Source organism: Lysinibacillus sp. FW301-JW8 (genome assembly GCF_058788755.1).
The window spans coordinates 1-17,473 of sequence record NZ_JBYTBB010000020.1 but is presented as its reverse complement, the minus strand read 5'-3'; the positions used below and the strand labels follow the sequence as shown (position 1 = coordinate 17,473).

The 17,473-nt window shown below is 38.7% G+C and carries 11 protein-coding genes; all 11 read left to right on the top strand.

Annotation, left to right across the window (positions count from 1 at the left end):
* Positions 1 to 120: 120 nt before the first annotated feature.
* The 11 genes from rpoB (at position 121) to AC3WOM_RS10250 (ending at position 17,342) form a co-directional block, all read left to right on the top strand.
* On the top strand, positions 121 to 3,696 hold the full coding sequence (gene rpoB, locus AC3WOM_RS10300; protein ID WP_492446603.1) for a DNA-directed RNA polymerase subunit beta: 3,576 nt from the start codon (positions 121 to 123) through the stop codon (positions 3,694 to 3,696).
* Between the two features lie 165 nt (positions 3,697 to 3,861).
* Positions 3,862 to 7,548, top strand: a complete 3,687-nt coding sequence (gene rpoC / locus AC3WOM_RS10295) for a DNA-directed RNA polymerase subunit beta' (RefSeq protein ID WP_492446601.1) — start codon at positions 3,862 to 3,864, stop codon at positions 7,546 to 7,548.
* Positions 7,549 to 7,686: 138 nt separating this feature from the next.
* Positions 7,687 to 7,935 (top strand): ribosomal L7Ae/L30e/S12e/Gadd45 family protein, encoded by a 249-nt coding sequence (locus AC3WOM_RS10290; RefSeq protein WP_427546269.1) that lies wholly within the window; start codon positions 7,687 to 7,689, stop codon positions 7,933 to 7,935.
* Positions 7,936 to 8,033: 98 nt separating this feature from the next.
* A complete protein-coding gene (gene rpsL, locus AC3WOM_RS10285) occupies positions 8,034 to 8,453 on the top strand; it encodes a 30S ribosomal protein S12 (RefSeq protein ID WP_008181595.1) in 420 nt (139 codons plus the stop codon).
* 152 nt (positions 8,454 to 8,605) lie between these two features.
* Entirely contained in the window at positions 8,606 to 9,076 is a 471-nt protein-coding gene (rpsG, locus tag AC3WOM_RS10280) for a 30S ribosomal protein S7 (RefSeq protein ID WP_010860612.1), read from the top strand.
* A gap of 80 nt (positions 9,077 to 9,156) precedes the next feature.
* Positions 9,157 to 11,235 carry an elongation factor G gene (gene fusA, locus AC3WOM_RS10275; protein ID WP_427546271.1) on the top strand — a complete coding sequence of 693 codons (2,079 nt, stop codon included), beginning with the start codon at positions 9,157 to 9,159 and terminating at the stop codon, positions 11,233 to 11,235.
* A gap of 136 nt (positions 11,236 to 11,371) precedes the next feature.
* Complete coding sequence (gene tuf / locus AC3WOM_RS10270) at positions 11,372 to 12,559, top strand: elongation factor Tu (RefSeq protein ID WP_219361369.1); 1,188 nt, start codon at positions 11,372 to 11,374, stop codon at positions 12,557 to 12,559.
* 244 nt (positions 12,560 to 12,803) lie between these two features.
* Entirely contained in the window at positions 12,804 to 13,493 is a 690-nt protein-coding gene (locus AC3WOM_RS10265) for a response regulator transcription factor (protein WP_427546273.1), read from the top strand.
* Positions 13,494 to 13,498: 5 nt separating this feature from the next.
* Entirely contained in the window at positions 13,499 to 14,515 is a 1,017-nt protein-coding gene (locus AC3WOM_RS10260) for a sensor histidine kinase (protein ID WP_492446597.1), read from the top strand.
* Between the two features lie 96 nt (positions 14,516 to 14,611).
* Positions 14,612 to 15,373: an ABC transporter ATP-binding protein gene (locus AC3WOM_RS10255; RefSeq protein ID WP_492446595.1), complete on the top strand. Its 762-nt coding sequence runs from the start codon at positions 14,612 to 14,614 to the stop codon at positions 15,371 to 15,373.
* A complete protein-coding gene (locus AC3WOM_RS10250) occupies positions 15,363 to 17,342 on the top strand; it encodes an FtsX-like permease family protein (protein ID WP_492446593.1) in 1,980 nt (659 codons plus the stop codon). The genes AC3WOM_RS10255 and AC3WOM_RS10250 overlap by 11 nt, the downstream gene beginning before the upstream one ends.
* Positions 17,343 to 17,473 lie beyond the last annotated feature (131 nt).

The following is a 17,473-nucleotide window of genomic DNA, read 5'->3' as shown; positions in this document are numbered from 1 at the left end:
CCAAGATAAGTTTAGTTAACCGAAAATGAGATCTTTTTGAAGACTCGTTTTCTTTTTGTCTTTCGAAATCATACACTATTTGTATGATTTTGCAAAGACCTAATATCGCTTTATTGAGGGGTGAATGAGTTGACAGGTCAACTAGTTCAGTATGGACAACACCGCCAGCGTAGAAGCTTTGCGCGTATTAAAGAGGTGCTTGAGCTTCCAAATCTGATTGAGATTCAAACGGCGTCTTACGAGTGGTTCCTTGAAGAAGGTTTACGTGAAATGTTCCGTGACATTTCGCCGATCGAGGACTTTACAGGCAATCTTTCATTAGAATTCATTGATTATTCATTAGGAGATCCTAAGTATGAAGTCGATGAGTGTAAAGAGCGAGATGTTACTTACGCAGCTCCATTACGTGTGAAAGTACGTCTTTATAACAAAGAAACAGACGAAGTGAAAGAACAAGATGTATTCATGGGTGATTTCCCATTAATGACTGAAACAGGTACGTTCATTATCAATGGTGCTGAACGTGTAATCGTTTCACAATTAGTCCGATCACCGAGTGTGTATTTCCATGATAAAACTGATAAAAACGGTAAAAAAGGTTTTGGAGCTACAGTTATTCCAAACCGCGGTGCGTGGTTAGAATATGAAACTGATGCAAAGGATGTAGTGTATGTACGTATCGATCGTACTCGTAAGCTACCAGTAACAGTGTTACTTCGTGCATTAGGGTTTGGTTCAGACCAAGAAATTATCGATATTATTGGTGACAACGAGTATTTACGTAATACGTTAGAAAAGGATAACTCTGAAAGTACTGAAAAAGCGCTTTTAGAAATCTATGAACGTTTACGTCCAGGTGAGCCACCAACAGTTGAAAGTGCGAAGAGCTTATTATTCTCTCGCTTCTTTGATGCAAAACGCTATGATTTAGCGAATGTTGGTCGCTATAAAATGAATAAAAAGCTTCATATTAAAAATCGTTTATTTAACCAAACGATTGCTGAAACGCTTGTAGACCCAGAAACAGGCGAAATTTTAGTAGAGAAGGGTACAGTTCTTGATCGTCGTACGTTAGATAAAATCTTACCTTTCCTTGAGGATTCATCTAAAGGTATTGGTTACCGTGCTTTATCACAAGTTGGTGGAGTGCTTGAAGATGATGTAACAATCCAATCTATTAAAATTTATGCACCTAAAGATGAAGCACAAAAAGAAATCAATATTATTGGTAATGCGTATATTGATGAGGAAGTGAAAAATATCACGCCTGCTGATGTATTAGCTTCTGTAAGTTACTTCTTTAACTTACTGTACCATGTAGGGGCTACAGATGATATTGACCACTTAGGCAATCGTCGTCTGCGCTCGGTTGGGGAGTTATTACAAAATCAATTCCGAATCGGTTTATCTCGTATGGAGCGTGTAGTACGAGAGCGTATGTCCATTAACGATACAGCTGCTATTGTGCCACAGCAATTAATTAATATTCGTCCAGTAATTGCGTCAATTAAAGAGTTCTTCGGTAGCTCTCAATTATCACAATTCATGGACCAAACAAACCCATTGGCAGAGTTAACACATAAACGCCGTCTTTCAGCATTAGGGCCTGGTGGTTTAACACGTGAGCGCGCAGGTTTCGAAGTGCGTGACGTTCACTATTCTCACTATGGGCGTATGTGTCCAATTGAAACGCCAGAGGGTCCAAACATTGGTTTAATTAACTCATTATCTTCATTTGCCAAAGTTAATAAATTTGGATTCATTGAAACACCTTATCGTCGTATTGATCATGAAACAGGTAAAGTAACAGATCAAATTGATTACTTAACAGCTGACGAAGAAGACAACTACTATGTAGCACAAGCAAACTCACCATTAAATCCTGATGGTACATTTGCGAATGATGAAGTAGTAGGCCGTTTCCGTGGGGATAATACAGTATTCAATAAAGCGCAAATGGACTACATGGACGTTTCACCAAAACAAGTAGTTTCGGCTGCGACTGCATGTATCCCGTTCTTAGAAAACGATGACTCTAACCGTGCACTTATGGGTGCCAACATGCAACGTCAAGCGGTTCCTCTACTTAACCCAGAAGCACCATTCGTTGGTACTGGTATGGAACATGTTGATGCGCGTGACTCAGGTGCGGCTGTCGTGGCGAAATATGACGGTATCGTTGAGCATGTCGAAGCTCGCTCTATCCATGTTCGCCGAATTGAAGTCGTTGAAGGTAAAGAGGTTAAAGGCGATTTAACAAAATATAAATTACAAAAATTCATTCGTTCAAACCAAGGTACTTCATACAACCAACGTCCACTTGTTAAAGTTGGCGAACGTGTGAAGCCTCGTGATATTTTAGCAGATGGTCCTTCTATGGAAAAAGGCGAACTTGCTCTTGGTCGTAACGTACTTGTTGCGTTCATGACATGGAATGGCTTTAACTATGAGGATGCTGTTATTATGAGCGAACGCCTTGTAAAAGACGATGTTTATACATCTGTTCATATTGAAGAATATGAGTCAGAGTCTCGAGATACAAAATTAGGACCTGAAGAAATCACACGTGATATTCCAAACGTTGGGGAAGATGCACTTCGTAATTTAGACGAACGTGGAATCATCCGCATCGGTGCTGAGGTTCGTGATGGTGATATTCTTGTTGGGAAAGTAACGCCTAAAGGGGTTACAGAATTAACAGCAGAAGAACGCTTATTACATGCGATCTTCGGTGAAAAAGCGCGTGAAGTTCGTGATACTTCGTTACGTGTACCACATGGTGCAGGCGGTATTATTCTTGACGTGAAGGTATTTAATCGTGAAGATGGCGATGAATTACCACCAGGTGTTAACCAATTAGTTCGTGCTTACATTGTTCAAAAACGTAAAATACGTGTTGGGGATAAAATGGCCGGACGTCACGGTAATAAAGGGGTTATCTCTCGTATCTTACCAGAAGAAGATATGCCATTCATGCCAGATGGAACGCCTGTCGATATTATGTTAAATCCACTTGGTGTACCATCTCGTATGAATATCGGACAAGTTTTAGAACTACACTTAGGTATGGCTTCCCGTTACCTAGGCGTTCATATGGCAACACCAGTATTCGATGGTGCCAACGAGGAAGATGTTTGGGAAACAATGGAAGAGGCTGGCATGAACCGTGATGGTAAAACAATCCTGTATGATGGACGTTCAGGTGAACCGTTCGATAACCGTGTATCAGTAGGTATCATGTATATGATTAAACTTGCTCACATGGTTGATGATAAACTTCACGCACGTTCAACAGGGCCTTATTCACTTGTAACCCAACAACCGCTTGGTGGTAAAGCACAGTTCGGTGGACAACGCTTTGGTGAGATGGAGGTATGGGCACTTGAAGCATACGGTGCTGCTTATACACTTCAAGAAATCTTAACAGTTAAATCCGATGATGTTGTTGGCCGTGTGAAAACATACGAAGCCATCGTTAAGGGTGAAAGTGTACCAGAGCCAGGCGTTCCTGAATCATTCAAAGTATTGATTAAAGAACTTCAATCTCTAGGTATGGATGTAAAAATGTTAACAATCAATGATGAAGAAGTAGAGCTTCGTGATTTAGACGAAGAAGAAGATCTTCAGCCAGCTGATGCTCTTAACATTGCACCAAATGTAGATAAAGAAGAAGAGCCAGTAGAGTCATTTGAATAATTAATTTCAAATTAGTCGGGCAGGATTTAATGCCCTGTCCGACTTTTTCTTTTTTAATGAATAACTATTTTAATCTTTTGTCAAAGAAGTACATTTTTTGCAAACGATTGTCGAGCTGCGTAAAAGAGTCTTTATAAAGACCTATACTAGAGGGAGGTAGGCTCCTTGATAGACGTTAATGAATTTGAATATATGAAAATTGGTTTAGCTTCTCCTGACAAGATTCGCTCTTGGTCATACGGTGAAGTAAAAAAACCAGAAACAATTAACTATCGTACATTAAAACCAGAAAAAGATGGTTTATTCTGTGAGCGTATTTTCGGTCCAACAAAGGACTGGGAATGTCATTGTGGTAAGTACAAACGTGTACGCTATAAAGGCGTAGTTTGTGATCGTTGTGGTGTTGAGGTAACACGTGCTAAAGTACGTCGTGAACGTATGGGCCACATCGAATTAGCAGCACCAGTTTCTCATATCTGGTACTTCAAAGGTATTCCTAGCCGTATGGGTCTTATTTTAGATATGTCCCCACGTGCATTAGAAGAGGTAATTTACTTTGCATCCTATGTTGTTATTGAGCCAGGTGCAACAAACTTAGAAAGCAAACAACTACTTTCTGAAAAAGAGTATCGTGCATATCGTGAAAAATTCGGTAACACATTCGAAGCATCTATGGGTGCGGAAGCAATCAAGAAATTATTGGGCAAAATTGATCTTGAGGATGAAACCCAATCTTTAAAAGAAGAGCTGAAATCTGCACAAGGTCAACGTCGTACACGTGCCATCAAACGTCTAGAAGTTGTTGAATCTTTCCGTAACTCAGGTAACTCACCTGAATGGATGATTTTAGATGTACTACCTGTTATTCCACCAGAGCTTCGTCCAATGGTGCAATTAGATGGTGGTCGTTTCGCTACTTCTGACTTAAACGATTTATATCGTCGTGTAATCAACCGTAACAACCGTTTAAAACGTTTACTAGACCTTGGTGCTCCAAGCATTATCGTTCAAAATGAAAAACGTATGTTACAAGAAGCTGTTGATGCATTAATTGATAACGGTCGTCGTGGTCGTCCTGTAACAGGTCCAGGTAATCGTCCATTAAAATCACTTTCACATATGCTGAAAGGTAAACAGGGCCGTTTCCGTCAAAACTTACTAGGAAAACGTGTTGACTACTCTGGTCGTTCCGTTATCGTCGTAGGTCCAAACTTAAAAATGTACCAATGTGGTCTACCAAAAGAAATGGCTATTGAGTTATTCAAGCCGTTTGTTATGAAAGAATTAGTTGAACGTGGTCTTGCTCATAATATTAAATCTGCTAAACGTAAAATCGAACGTTTAAACAACGACGTATGGGACGTTTTAGAAGATGTAATTCGTGAGCATCCAGTGTTACTGAATCGTGCACCTACACTTCACCGTCTTGGTATTCAAGCGTTCGAACCAACATTAGTTGAAGGTCGTGCTATTCGTCTTCATCCATTGGTATGTACAGCTTACAACGCTGACTTCGATGGTGACCAAATGGCGGTTCACGTACCATTATCAGCTGAAGCACAAGCAGAAGCTCGTCTATTAATGCTTGCTGCACAAAATATCCTTAACCCGAAAGACGGTAAACCAGTTGTAACACCTTCTCAAGATATGGTATTAGGAAACTATTACTTAACACTTGAGCGTGAAGGTGCTCGAGGGGAAGGCTCTGTTTTCTATGGTCCAAACGAAGTGTTAATTGCATATGATACAGGTCATGTTCACTTGCATACTCGTATTGCTATTAAAGCAAGTTCGTTAAGCAACCCAAGATTTACAGAAGAACAAAATAATAAATTCTTATTAACAACTGTTGGGAAAGTAATCTTTAACGAAATCTTGCCTAAATCATTCCCGTATATTAATGAGCCAACTGACTTCAACTTAGAGCAAGAAACACCAGACAAATTCTTTGTTAACTTAACAATTGACGAAGAAACGTTAAAAGAGCTTGAGGCTGATGCGACTTATAATGCACTTGATGAAAAGGGCAAAGTTAATGCACAACGTATAGCTGTACTACGCAAATACTTTGCTTCAGTACCAGTTGTGAACCCGTTCCGTAAAAAATTCTTAGGAAATATCATTGCCGAAGTATTTAAACGTTTCCACATTACAGAAACATCTAAAATGCTTGACCGCATGAAAAACCTAGGATTCAAATATTCAACACGCGCTGGTATTACAGTTGGTGTTTCTGACATTGTTGTATTACCAGATAAAGGCGATATTTTAGCAATAGCACAAGACAAAGTAGATAAAGTGCAAGCACAATTCCGTCGTGGTTTCATCACAGAGGAAGAACGTTATGACCGCGTTATCTCTAGTTGGAGTGCTGCGAAAGATGAAATCCAATCAAAACTAATGAAATCACTTGAGAAAACAAACCCAATCTTCATGATGTCTGATTCAGGTGCCCGTGGTAATGCCTCTAACTTTACACAATTAGCAGGTATGCGTGGTCTGATGGCCAATCCGGCTGGTCGTATCATTGAACTTCCAATCAAATCTTCATTCCGTGAAGGTTTAACGGTATTGGAATACTTCATCTCTACACATGGTGCCCGTAAAGGTCTTGCCGATACAGCCCTAAAAACTGCCGATTCAGGTTACTTAACTCGTCGTCTAGTAGACGTAGCACAGGATGTTATCGTTCGTGAAGATGATTGTGGAACTGACCGCGGTTTAACAATCGGCGCGTTAATGGAAGGTACAGAGTTAATTGAAGCGTTAGACGAACGTATTGTTGGTCGTCATACGAAGAAAACAATCTATCATCCAGAAACAGGCGAAGTGATTTTAGCAAAAGACGGATTAATCGATCAAGATATCGCTCGTATTATTACTGAGTTAGGTATTGAAGAAGTAACAATTCGTTCTGCATTTACATGTAATACAAAACATGGCGTATGTAAAAAATGTTACGGCATGAACTTAGCAACAGGTGAAGAGGTTGAAGTTGGAGAAGCAGTTGGTATCATTGCTGCTCAATCAATCGGTGAACCAGGTACACAGTTAACAATGCGTACATTCCATACAGGTGGGGTTGCCGGGGATGATATTACACAAGGTCTTCCGCGTATCCAAGAGATCTTTGAAGCACGTAATCCTAAAGGTCAATCAGTTATTTCTGATATCGCAGGTACTGTTTCAGACATCACTGAAATCCGTGAAGGTCTAAAAGAAATTACAATTGAAGGTGATGTAGAAACACGTAAATACCCAGCACCTTACAATGCGCGTCTGAAAGTACAAGAAGGCGACTTTGTAGAACGTGGTCAGGTATTGACAGAAGGTTCTATCGATCCAAAACAATTACTAAAAGTTAAAGACGTTTCAACAGTTCAAGAGTATCTGTTAAAAGAAGTACAAAAAGTATACCGTATGCAAGGGGTAGAAATTGGAGATAAACATATCGAAGTAATGGTACGTCAAATGCTTCGTAAAGTGCGTGTAATTGAAGCTGGTGATACAGAATTATTACCTGGTTCATTACTAGATATCCACCAATTCTCAGAGGCAAATGCAGATGCTGTTATAAACGGCAAAAACCCTGCAACTTGCCGTCCTGTAATTCTTGGTATTACAAAAGCTTCACTTGAAACAGAATCGTTCTTATCTGCCGCATCATTCCAAGAAACAACTCGTGTCTTAACAGATGCTGCAATTAAAGGTAAACGTGACGAACTTCTAGGATTAAAAGAGAACGTAATTATCGGTAAACTTGTTCCTGCAGGTACTGGTATGCAACGTTACCGTCAAATCCGCATTGAAAAAGATGAGCTTGATTTAGAAGAAACTATTTCTGCTGAATAACTATTAAAATGAGCTCCGGAGAGATGGTAAAAACCCATCTCTTCGGACTTTTTAAAGATATTAGTTGACAGTGGTAATTGGTAATGATAATATATTGAAGGTTGATAGTTAACTGTCTGTACTTCGGAGGATATGCAAATGTCTTATGATAAAGTAAGGGCTAGTAAAACAATCATAGGTACAAAGCAAGCAGTAAAAGCAATGCGCGATGGTTCAGTGAAAGAACTTTTTGTGGCACTTGATGCAGACAATTGGGTAACCGATTTGGCCATTACTTTCGCGAGAGAAATCGGTGTGCCAGTTATTCTTGTTGAGTCCAAAAAGGAACTGGGCAAGGCCTGTGGAATCCACGTTGGAGCAGCGGTTGTTGCTATTGCTGTAGAGTAGTTTTTGTGTATAAAACACAAAGACTTTGTTTTTACCCAAAAAATGAACCACCTGGATGTGTGGTATTAACAAGGAATAAATGAAGGGAGGAAATACCGATGCCTACAATTAACCAATTAGTACGTAAGCCTCGTCAATCTAAAAGCACGAAATCAAAATCACCAGCGTTAAACAAAGGATATAACTCATTTAAAAAATCTTTAACTGATGTTAAGTCTCCACAAAAACGCGGTGTTTGTACTCGTGTTGGTACAATGACACCTCGTAAACCAAACTCAGCGTTACGTAAATACGCTCGTGTACGTTTAACTAACCAAATTGAGGTTACAGCTTATATCCCAGGTGAAGGCCACAACTTACAAGAGCACAGTGTTGTTCTTATCCGTGGCGGACGCGTAAAAGACTTAGCGGGTGTTCGTTACCATATCGTACGTGGAGCTCTTGATACAGCTGGTGTAAACGGTCGTTTACAATCACGTTCTAAATACGGAACAAAACGCCCTAAAGAGAAAAAATAATTTAACGTTTAATTAACGTTATTTCATAAATGAGCCTCATACTAGTTGTCACAAATATCAAATCTTGCTAGCAGATTTGATATTGACTGACAAATACGACAAGGTCAACTTTATAAAAATAAATCGATAACTATTCGAAAGGAGGAAAACACATGCCTCGTAAAGGTCCTGTTTCCAAACGTGACGTGTTACCAGATCCAATTTATAGTTCAAAACTAGTAACTCGTTTAATCAATAAAATGATGGTTGATGGTAAAAGAGGTACTTCTCAAAAGATTTTATACGGTGCGTTCGAGATTGTTAAAGAACGTTCTGGTGAAAATCCAATTGAAGTATTCGAAGCTGCTCTAAATAACGTAATGCCAGTTCTTGAAGTACGCGCTCGCCGTGTTGGTGGTTCTAACTACCAAGTACCAGTTGAAGTACGTCCAGAACGTCGTACAACTTTAGGTCTTCGTTACCTAGTTAACTATTCTCGTCTTCGTGGTGAAAAAACTATGGAAGAGCGTTTAGCTAACGAAATTCTAGATGCTTCAAACAACACTGGTGCATCAGTTAAGAAACGTGAAGATATGCACAAAATGGCAGAAGCGAACAAAGCATTCGCTCACTACCGTTGGTAATTTAACCTATGTGTTAGCTAATTGGCTAACACAAGGTCTTTTATACAATCTTTACCCCAATATGGAAGGAGAAATTTCCTATGAAACGCGAATTCTCACTTGAGAATACTCGTAATATTGGGATCATGGCTCACATTGATGCTGGTAAAACAACAACAACTGAGCGTATCCTTTATTACACTGGTAAGATTCACAAAATCGGTGAAACACATGAAGGCGCTTCTCAAATGGACTGGATGGAGCAAGAGCAAGAACGTGGTATTACAATCACTTCTGCTGCAACAACAGCACAATGGGCAGGTCACCGTGTAAACATCATCGATACTCCTGGACACGTAGACTTCACTGTAGAAGTAGAACGTTCATTACGCGTACTTGACGGTGCTGTAACAGTACTTGATGCTCAATCAGGTGTTGAGCCTCAAACTGAAACTGTATGGCGTCAAGCTACAACATATGGTGTTCCACGTATTGTATTCATTAACAAAATGGATAAAACAGGAGCAGATTTCTTATACTCTGTAGGAACTCTACATGAGCGATTACAAGCAAATGCTCACCCTGTCCAATTACCTATCGGAGCTGAAGATCAGTTCTCTGCTATCATTGACTTAGTTGAAATGAAAGCTACTTTCTACGGTGATGAGAAGGGTACAGCAGTAACTGAAGGAGAAATTCCTGCAGAATACCGTGAACAAGCTGAAGAATACCGTGAAAAATTAATCGACGCCGTTGCAAGTGTTGATGAAGAAATCATGGAAAAATATTTAGAAGGCGAAGAAATTACTGTTGCTGAGCTAAAGGCGGCTATTCGTCGTGCTACAATCGCAGTAGAATTCTACCCAGTAATCTGTGGTACAGCATTCAAACACAAAGGCGTACGCCCAATGTTAAATGCAGTTATCGATTACTTACCATCTCCAGTTGATGTACCAGCAATCAAAGGTACTACAGTTGATGGTGACGAAGAGTTAGAACGTAAATCTTCTGATGAAGAGCCATTCTCAGCTCTTGCATTCAAAGTTATGACTGACCCATTCGTAGGTAAATTAACATTCTTCCGTGTGTACTCTGGAACATTAGATTCAGGTTCATACGTACAAAACTCTTCTAAAGGTAAACGTGAACGTGTTGGTCGTATCCTACAAATGCACGCTAACTCTCGTGAAGAGATTTCTAAAGTATTCGCTGGGGACATCGCAGCAGCAGTAGGTCTTAAAGATACTACTACTGGTGACACTCTATGTGACGAGAAAAACCTAGTTATTCTTGAATCAATGGAATTCCCTGAGCCAGTAATTTCTCTTTCTGTAGAACCAAAATCAAAAGCTGACCAAGATAAAATGGGTCAAGCTTTAGCTAAACTTCAAGAAGAGGATCCAACTTTCCGTGCTCACACTGACACAGAAACTGGACAAACAATCATCTCAGGTATGGGTGAGCTTCACCTTGATATCTTAGTTGACCGTATGCGCCGTGAATTTAAAGTAGAAGCTAACGTAGGTGCTCCAATGGTATCTTACCGTGAAACATTCCGTGGCTCTGCAAAAGTTCAAGGTAAATTCACTCGCCAATCTGGTGGTCGTGGACAATACGGAGACGTAACGATTGAGTTCTCTCCAAATGAAGAAGGTAAAGGCTTTGAATTCGAAAACGCTATCGTTGGTGGTGTAGTACCTCGTGAATACATTCCTGCAGTAGAAGCTGGTCTTCGTGACTCTCTTGACCGCGGTGTAGTTGCTGGATACCCACTAATCGACATTAAGGCGAAATTAGTATTCGGTTCTTACCATGACGTTGACTCGAATGAGATGGCGTTCAAAATTGCTGCATCTATGGCACTTAAAGAAGCTGCGAAACAATGTGACGCTGTTATCTTAGAACCAATGATGAAAGTTGAAGTTGTAATTCCAGAAGAATATCTTGGTGATATCATGGGTAACATTACTTCTCGTCGTGGACGCGTTGAGGGTATGGATGCTCGCGGTAACTCACAAGTTGTTCGTGCAATGGTTCCTTTAGCGGAAATGTTTGGTTATGCAACGACTCTTCGTTCTGCAACGCAAGGTCGTGGTGTATTCTCAATGACATTTGATCATTATGAAGAAGTACCAAAATCAATCGCTGCTGAAATCATCAAAAAAAATAAAGGTGAATAATTGAATTTTCATCTTGCATAAAGTATAACTAATTTGTAAGCTATGATTGCAGGATAGGGGATGGGCCCGTTCTCTATCAGCATTCATTCTATAAATTCCAAAAATAAAACATATAATTTTGAGGAGGCAATCTCTAATGGCTAAAGAAAAATTTGACCGTTCAAAAACGCATGCTAACATTGGTACAATCGGACACGTTGACCATGGTAAAACTACTTTAACTGCTGCAATTGCTACAGTTCTTTCTAAAAAAATGGGTGGTACAGCTAAATCTTACGCTGACATCGATAACGCACCAGAAGAAAAAGAACGTGGTATCACAATCAATACTTCTCACGTAGAATACGAAACAGAATCTCGTCACTATGCACACGTTGACTGCCCAGGACACGCTGACTATGTTAAAAACATGATCACTGGTGCTGCACAAATGGACGGTGGTATCTTAGTAGTATCTGCTGCTGATGGTCCAATGCCACAAACTCGTGAACACATCCTTTTATCTCGTCAAGTTGGTGTTCCATACTTAGTAGTATTCATGAACAAATGTGATATGGTTGACGACGAAGAATTATTAGAATTAGTAGAAATGGAAATCCGTGACCTACTATCTGAATATGACTTCCCAGGCGATGATATCCCTGTAATTAAAGGTTCTGCTCTTAAAGCTCTTGAAGGCGAAGCAGAATGGGAAGAAAAAATCGTTGAATTAATGGACGCTGTAGATTCTTATATCCCAACTCCAGAACGTCAAACTGACAAACCATTCATGATGCCAGTAGAGGATGTATTCTCTATCACTGGTCGTGGTACAGTAGCAACTGGCCGTGTTGAACGTGGTCAAGTTAAAGTCGGCGATGTAATCGAAATCGTTGGTATTACTGAAGAAGCAAAATCTACAACTGTAACTGGTGTAGAAATGTTCCGTAAATTATTAGACTACGCTGAAGCTGGTGACAACATCGGTGCATTACTTCGTGGTGTAGCTCGTGAAGAAATCCAACGTGGTCAAGTATTAGCTAAACCAGGCTCAATCACTCCACACACTAACTTCAAAGCTGAAGTTTACGTTTTATCAAAAGAAGAGGGTGGCCGTCATACTCCATTCTTCTCTAACTACCGTCCTCAGTTCTACTTCCGTACAACTGACGTAACAGGTATCTGTAACTTACCAGAAGGCGTTGAAATGGTAATGCCTGGTGATAACATTGAAATGACAGTAGAACTTATTGCTCCAATCGCTCTTGAAGAAGGTACTAAATTCTCTATCCGTGAGGGTGGCCGTACTGTAGGCGCTGGCGTAGTAGCTACTATCCAAAAATAATTTTAGCTTAAGCTAATTTTTCTAAACCAATCTGTAGGGACGCTTACAGATTGGTTTTTTATGTTAAAATTAATATAGCTAACAAATATACAATTTACATTTAAATTAAATTGTTTTATGTGCATTTAGTGTGGTTAATAACAGACTGCATTATGATAACTTATTTAAGTTAAATTAACTGATATTTTCGGGCTTGCAACGTTAAAAGCAAGATATCCTACTTGTTAAAAAGGAGTGCTTTAAAATGGAGTTGAAGATATTATTGATAGAGGATGATCCATCAATTTTTGAAATGATTCAGACAAGATTTACGCAGTGGTCGTTACAGGTGGTTGGACCTAAAAATTTTCAAAAGGTGATGGATGATTTTATTGAGGAAAAGCCGCATCTAGTCATAATTGATATTCAATTACCAGCCTATGATGGTTTTCATTGGTGTCGTGAAATTCGTCATATATCAAAGGTGCCAATCCTCTTTCTATCATCACGAGACCATCCGATGGATATGGTTATGTCAATGCAAATGGGTGCTGATGATTTTGTGCAAAAACCTTTCCACATGGAAGTATTGCTAGCTAAGGTTCAGGCTATTTTACGTCGTACGTATGATTATATAGAAGAATCTTTGGATGTTACACGATTCAATGGTGCGGTTATTGACTATGCTAGAAGTGAGATTATGTATAATGGAAACATTGCCTCCTTAACTAAAAACGAACTCTTTATTTTACGTATTTTAGTGGAAAAAACAAACCAAATTGTTTCTAGAGATGATTTGATGAGAAAGTTATGGGATGATGAGCGCTTTGTTAATGATAACACTTTGTCAGTGAATGTTAATCGTTTACGTTCTAAGCTTGAGGATATAGGTTTACAGGATGTTATTTTAACCAAAAAGGGACTTGGTTATATTGCCGTCATACAAGGGACGTGATGAAGATGCCATTATTATTTATAAGAGAACGCTTAGCATGGATAAGTTACTTTCTATTTATGATTGCTGTACTCAACATTTTATTTTCATTAGACGTTGGTCTAGTAGGGGTATCTATTTGGTATGTAAATGTGATTTTGCTTGTTAGTTTTATAATGTTTCTTTTTTGGAGATATGTAGTCGAGATAAAGCAACTTAATGATTTCCTGGGAAATGTAGATAGTCAACTCGATGATGCACATAGCAGAAGCCTGGTGCTTTCCCCTTTTCAAACAGCTTACTTTACGAAAATAGAAGATATTTTTTATGATAAAAATGCAGAGCTAAATCAAGCAAAAGTTCAATTACAAGAGTATACTGATGAGCTTCTCGCATGGGTTCATGAAGTAAAAGCCCCGTTAACGACTATTAATTTAATGCTGGATCATATAGAAGATTTGTCATTACGTCGTAAATTAGAGGCAGAGTGGCTAAGGCTACATTTATTGGTTGATCAGCAGCTTCACCAGACACGATTATCTTCCATTGAAAAAGATAATTATATGTTAGAAATGGAGCTACGAGCTGCTGTCTATAATGAAATAAAAGCTATGCAGGCATGGTGCATTGAAAAGGGTATCGGTTTTGATGTTGAAGAGTTAACAGATACAGTGATGACAGACGGTAAATGGCTAGCCTTTATCGTTCGACAAATTTTGTCTAATGCGATTAAATATAGTCCCACTAACTCAGAAATATTCATATTTACAGAGGTAGACCCAAACGGAGCAACACTATTACATATTAAGGATAATGGTATTGGCATTCGTAAAGAGGATTTACCCCGAATTTTCCAGAAGTCATATACAGGGACAGCTGGAAGGGAATCTAGTCAGTCAACAGGTATGGGTTTATACTTAGCACATAATGTCGCACAGAAGATTGGGATTCGTATTACGGTTCAATCCAATGTAGGGGAAGGCTCCATATTTACCTTGCGTTTTCCATTACAAAATGAATATATCAAACTAACAGGTAGATGACAAAATTGTCACCTACCTTTTTATATTGTCATGTAAAACGCACGAATAAGCAAAGAAGACAGGGTACACTTGAACTATAGAAAGGGGCGTTTATAAGTGGCAGTTTTAATTGGTCGTAAAGTAAAGAAGGTCTATGGTAAAAAATCAACAGCTCAAGAGGTTTTGAAGGGTATAGATTTAGAGGTTAATCAAGGAGAATTTGTTGGGATTATGGGTTCATCAGGTTCTGGAAAAACAACATTATTAAACGTTCTGTGCTCTATTGATTTTGCAACAGAAGGTGTTATTGAAATAAATGGTCAAAACTTACGAGGAATGAAGGAAAAGGCACTAGCTAATTTCCGTCGTGAGCAATTAGGTTTTATATTTCAGGATTATAATTTATTAGATACATTAACGGTAAAAGAAAATATACTATTACCGTTAGCTATTGGCAAGCTACCAAAGGCTGTTGCAGACAGTCGTGTAAAAGAGCTTACACATTTATTGGGGATTGCTGAGATTCTAAATAAATATCCCAATGAAATATCAGGTGGGCAAAAACAACGTACATCTGCAGCTCGTGCGCTAATTACAAATCCATCGCTAGTATTTGCAGACGAGCCTACTGGTGCACTTGACTCCAAATCAGCCACAGCACTTTTAAAAAATCTACAAAGTATTAATGAGGCGAAAAAGGCTACAATTATGATGGTTACGCATGATGCAGTAGCAGCAAGCTTTTGCACGCGTGTTTTATTCTTAAAGGATGGGCTTATTTATAGTGAGTTATATAAAGGTGATAAAACAAGGCAGGCGTTTTTCCAGGAAATCATGCATACGCAAAGTGTGCTAGGTGGTGACGGTTATGAGTCTTAGTAAGCTTGTATTACGTAGCATGAAGAAAAATATGAAGCACTATTATTTATATTTCTTTGCCCTTATTTTCAGTGTGACTTTATATTTTTCCTTTGTGACTTTGCAAAACAATGCTGATGTACTGGAAACTGTTAATAAGAGTGGTACAGCCACAGCGGGATTTGAAGCAGCAACATATATATTGTATTTTATCGTGTTATTCTTCGTACTGTATGCAAACCATTTATTTATGAGGCGTCGTAGTAAAGAAATTGGCTTGTATCAACTAATCGGTATGACAAAGGGTTTAATTGTACGTTTATTAGCAATTGAAAGTATTTTATTATTTGTTGGTGCAGTGGTTTTAGGTATGCTCGCAGGCTTCTTTAGTTCTCGATTATTTGCCATGATATTATTACGTGTTCTAGAAAAAGAGGCGCTTGTCACGATGACATTTAGTATCGAGGCATTACAGAAATCTATTATCGTCTTCGCTATACTCTTAGTAATTGTGCTTGTTCAGATGGCTTGGATGATTCACCGTGTGTCACTGCTATCTTTATTCAGCGCTGCTAAGCAAGCAGACGAGCGTGTCAAACGTTTTAGCCCATTACAAATGGCGATCGGTTTTATAGGGCTTGTATTGATTGTATATGGCTACTATGCATCAACAAAGCTCTTCGATATTGAAACTCCTGGCAACTTATTTGTTAATATGATGATAATTTTAGCTACTACTATAGGCGGGACATTTTTAGTATTCCGCTTCTCTGTAGCGTTTATAATGAACTCTATCCGTTTAAAGAAAAATGGACATTTAACAGTTCTCGATGTTTTAGCATTAACACCCATTATGCATCGTATGAAAAGTAACGCAAAATCCTTAACATTAATTACAGTTTTAACGGGTGTTTCTCTTGGAATTACAACACTATCATATATTGGGTATTATTCCTCAGAGTCGTCAGCATTTAGCCGAGTACCTGGAGATTTTATCTTACTTGAGGACAATGGTCAGGAATTTTTGAAAGAACTTGAGGAAAGCAATATTTCTTATGACAAAGTAGATTACCGTTTGCAGGCGGTAACAGCTTCTATAGCCCAATTAATGTCTAAAGATCAGAAGGACAGCCCATTTTATACCATGAAAGGAACAATATATACTATCCCGCTAAGTGATTATCAGCAAAGTGTACCTGAGGCAAAATTGTCTGGCAATAGTGTGATATTAACAAACTATGGCGGTTACATGGCAGAGATGTTTCCATTAGAAAAGGATCGTGAGGTTGTAGTATCGACTGGTAAACATGAGGAGACATTTCATGTTATAGATGTTCAAGATAAAAGTATCATAAGTGGAATTGTAACAGCTGGCGGTGGAGGACCCATTTTTGTCGTTACAGATGAAATGTTTGAAAAGCTAGGAGCACAATCAGAGCCTTTTCTTTGGCATAAACAAGCTACAATTAATTTAAAATCAAAGGAAGACATAACAACAGCAGAGAAACTATATATTCAAACAGGTGCAGGGGTTATTTTAGCGTTGAATAGTGATGGTTCATCAAAACAATATATTCAATCATCTTTTGAGAGCGAACGCAAAGAGAATATTGAAGATTTAGGGCTAACTATCTTTACGACTGCGTTTTTAGGCTTAGCATTTTTAATGACAACAGGCAGCATTTTATACTTTAAGCAAATGTCTGAGGCAGAAGAAGAGCGTGGGTCTTACACAATATTAAGAAAAATAGGCTTTGCCGAAAGAGATATTATGAAAGGAATTTATATGAAACAGGCCTTTAACTTTGGTGTTCCATTAATCATTGGGCTACTTCATAGTTATTTTGCAGTAAAATCAGGATGGTTTTTATTTGGTTCAGAGTTAACAGCACCGTTATGGATCGCTATGAGCTGCTATATAACTTTATATGCTATCTTTGCAATCCTTTCTGTTGGCTATTATAAAAAGGTTATTCGTGAATCATTGTAACAATATGATAGGAAGAAACTCCAAAACAGTATGATTATTTAAACATCATACTGTTTTCATAGTGTTGAAAAACTAAATGGTCAAGGGACTCTTTGTGAACACTACTAAGTCAAATGAAGGTGATTTCCGTT

Excerpts from the sequence above, each read along its gene's own strand:
- AC3WOM_RS10290 (WP_427546269.1), top strand. The coding sequence starts at position 7,687 with ATGTCTTATGATAAAGTAAGGGCTAGTAAAACAATCATAGGTACAAAG.
- rpsL (WP_008181595.1), top strand. The coding sequence starts at position 8,034 with ATGCCTACAATTAACCAATTAGTACGTAAGCCTCGTCAATCTAAAAGC.
- rpsG (WP_010860612.1), top strand. The coding sequence starts at position 8,606 with ATGCCTCGTAAAGGTCCTGTTTCCAAACGTGACGTGTTACCAGATCCA.
- fusA (WP_427546271.1), top strand. The coding sequence starts at position 9,157 with ATGAAACGCGAATTCTCACTTGAGAATACTCGTAATATTGGGATCATG.
- tuf (WP_219361369.1), top strand. The coding sequence starts at position 11,372 with ATGGCTAAAGAAAAATTTGACCGTTCAAAAACGCATGCTAACATTGGT.
- AC3WOM_RS10265 (WP_427546273.1), top strand. The coding sequence starts at position 12,804 with ATGGAGTTGAAGATATTATTGATAGAGGATGATCCATCAATTTTTGAA.
- AC3WOM_RS10260 (WP_492446597.1), top strand. The coding sequence starts at position 13,499 with ATGCCATTATTATTTATAAGAGAACGCTTAGCATGGATAAGTTACTTT.
- AC3WOM_RS10250 (WP_492446593.1), top strand. The coding sequence starts at position 15,363 with ATGAGTCTTAGTAAGCTTGTATTACGTAGCATGAAGAAAAATATGAAG.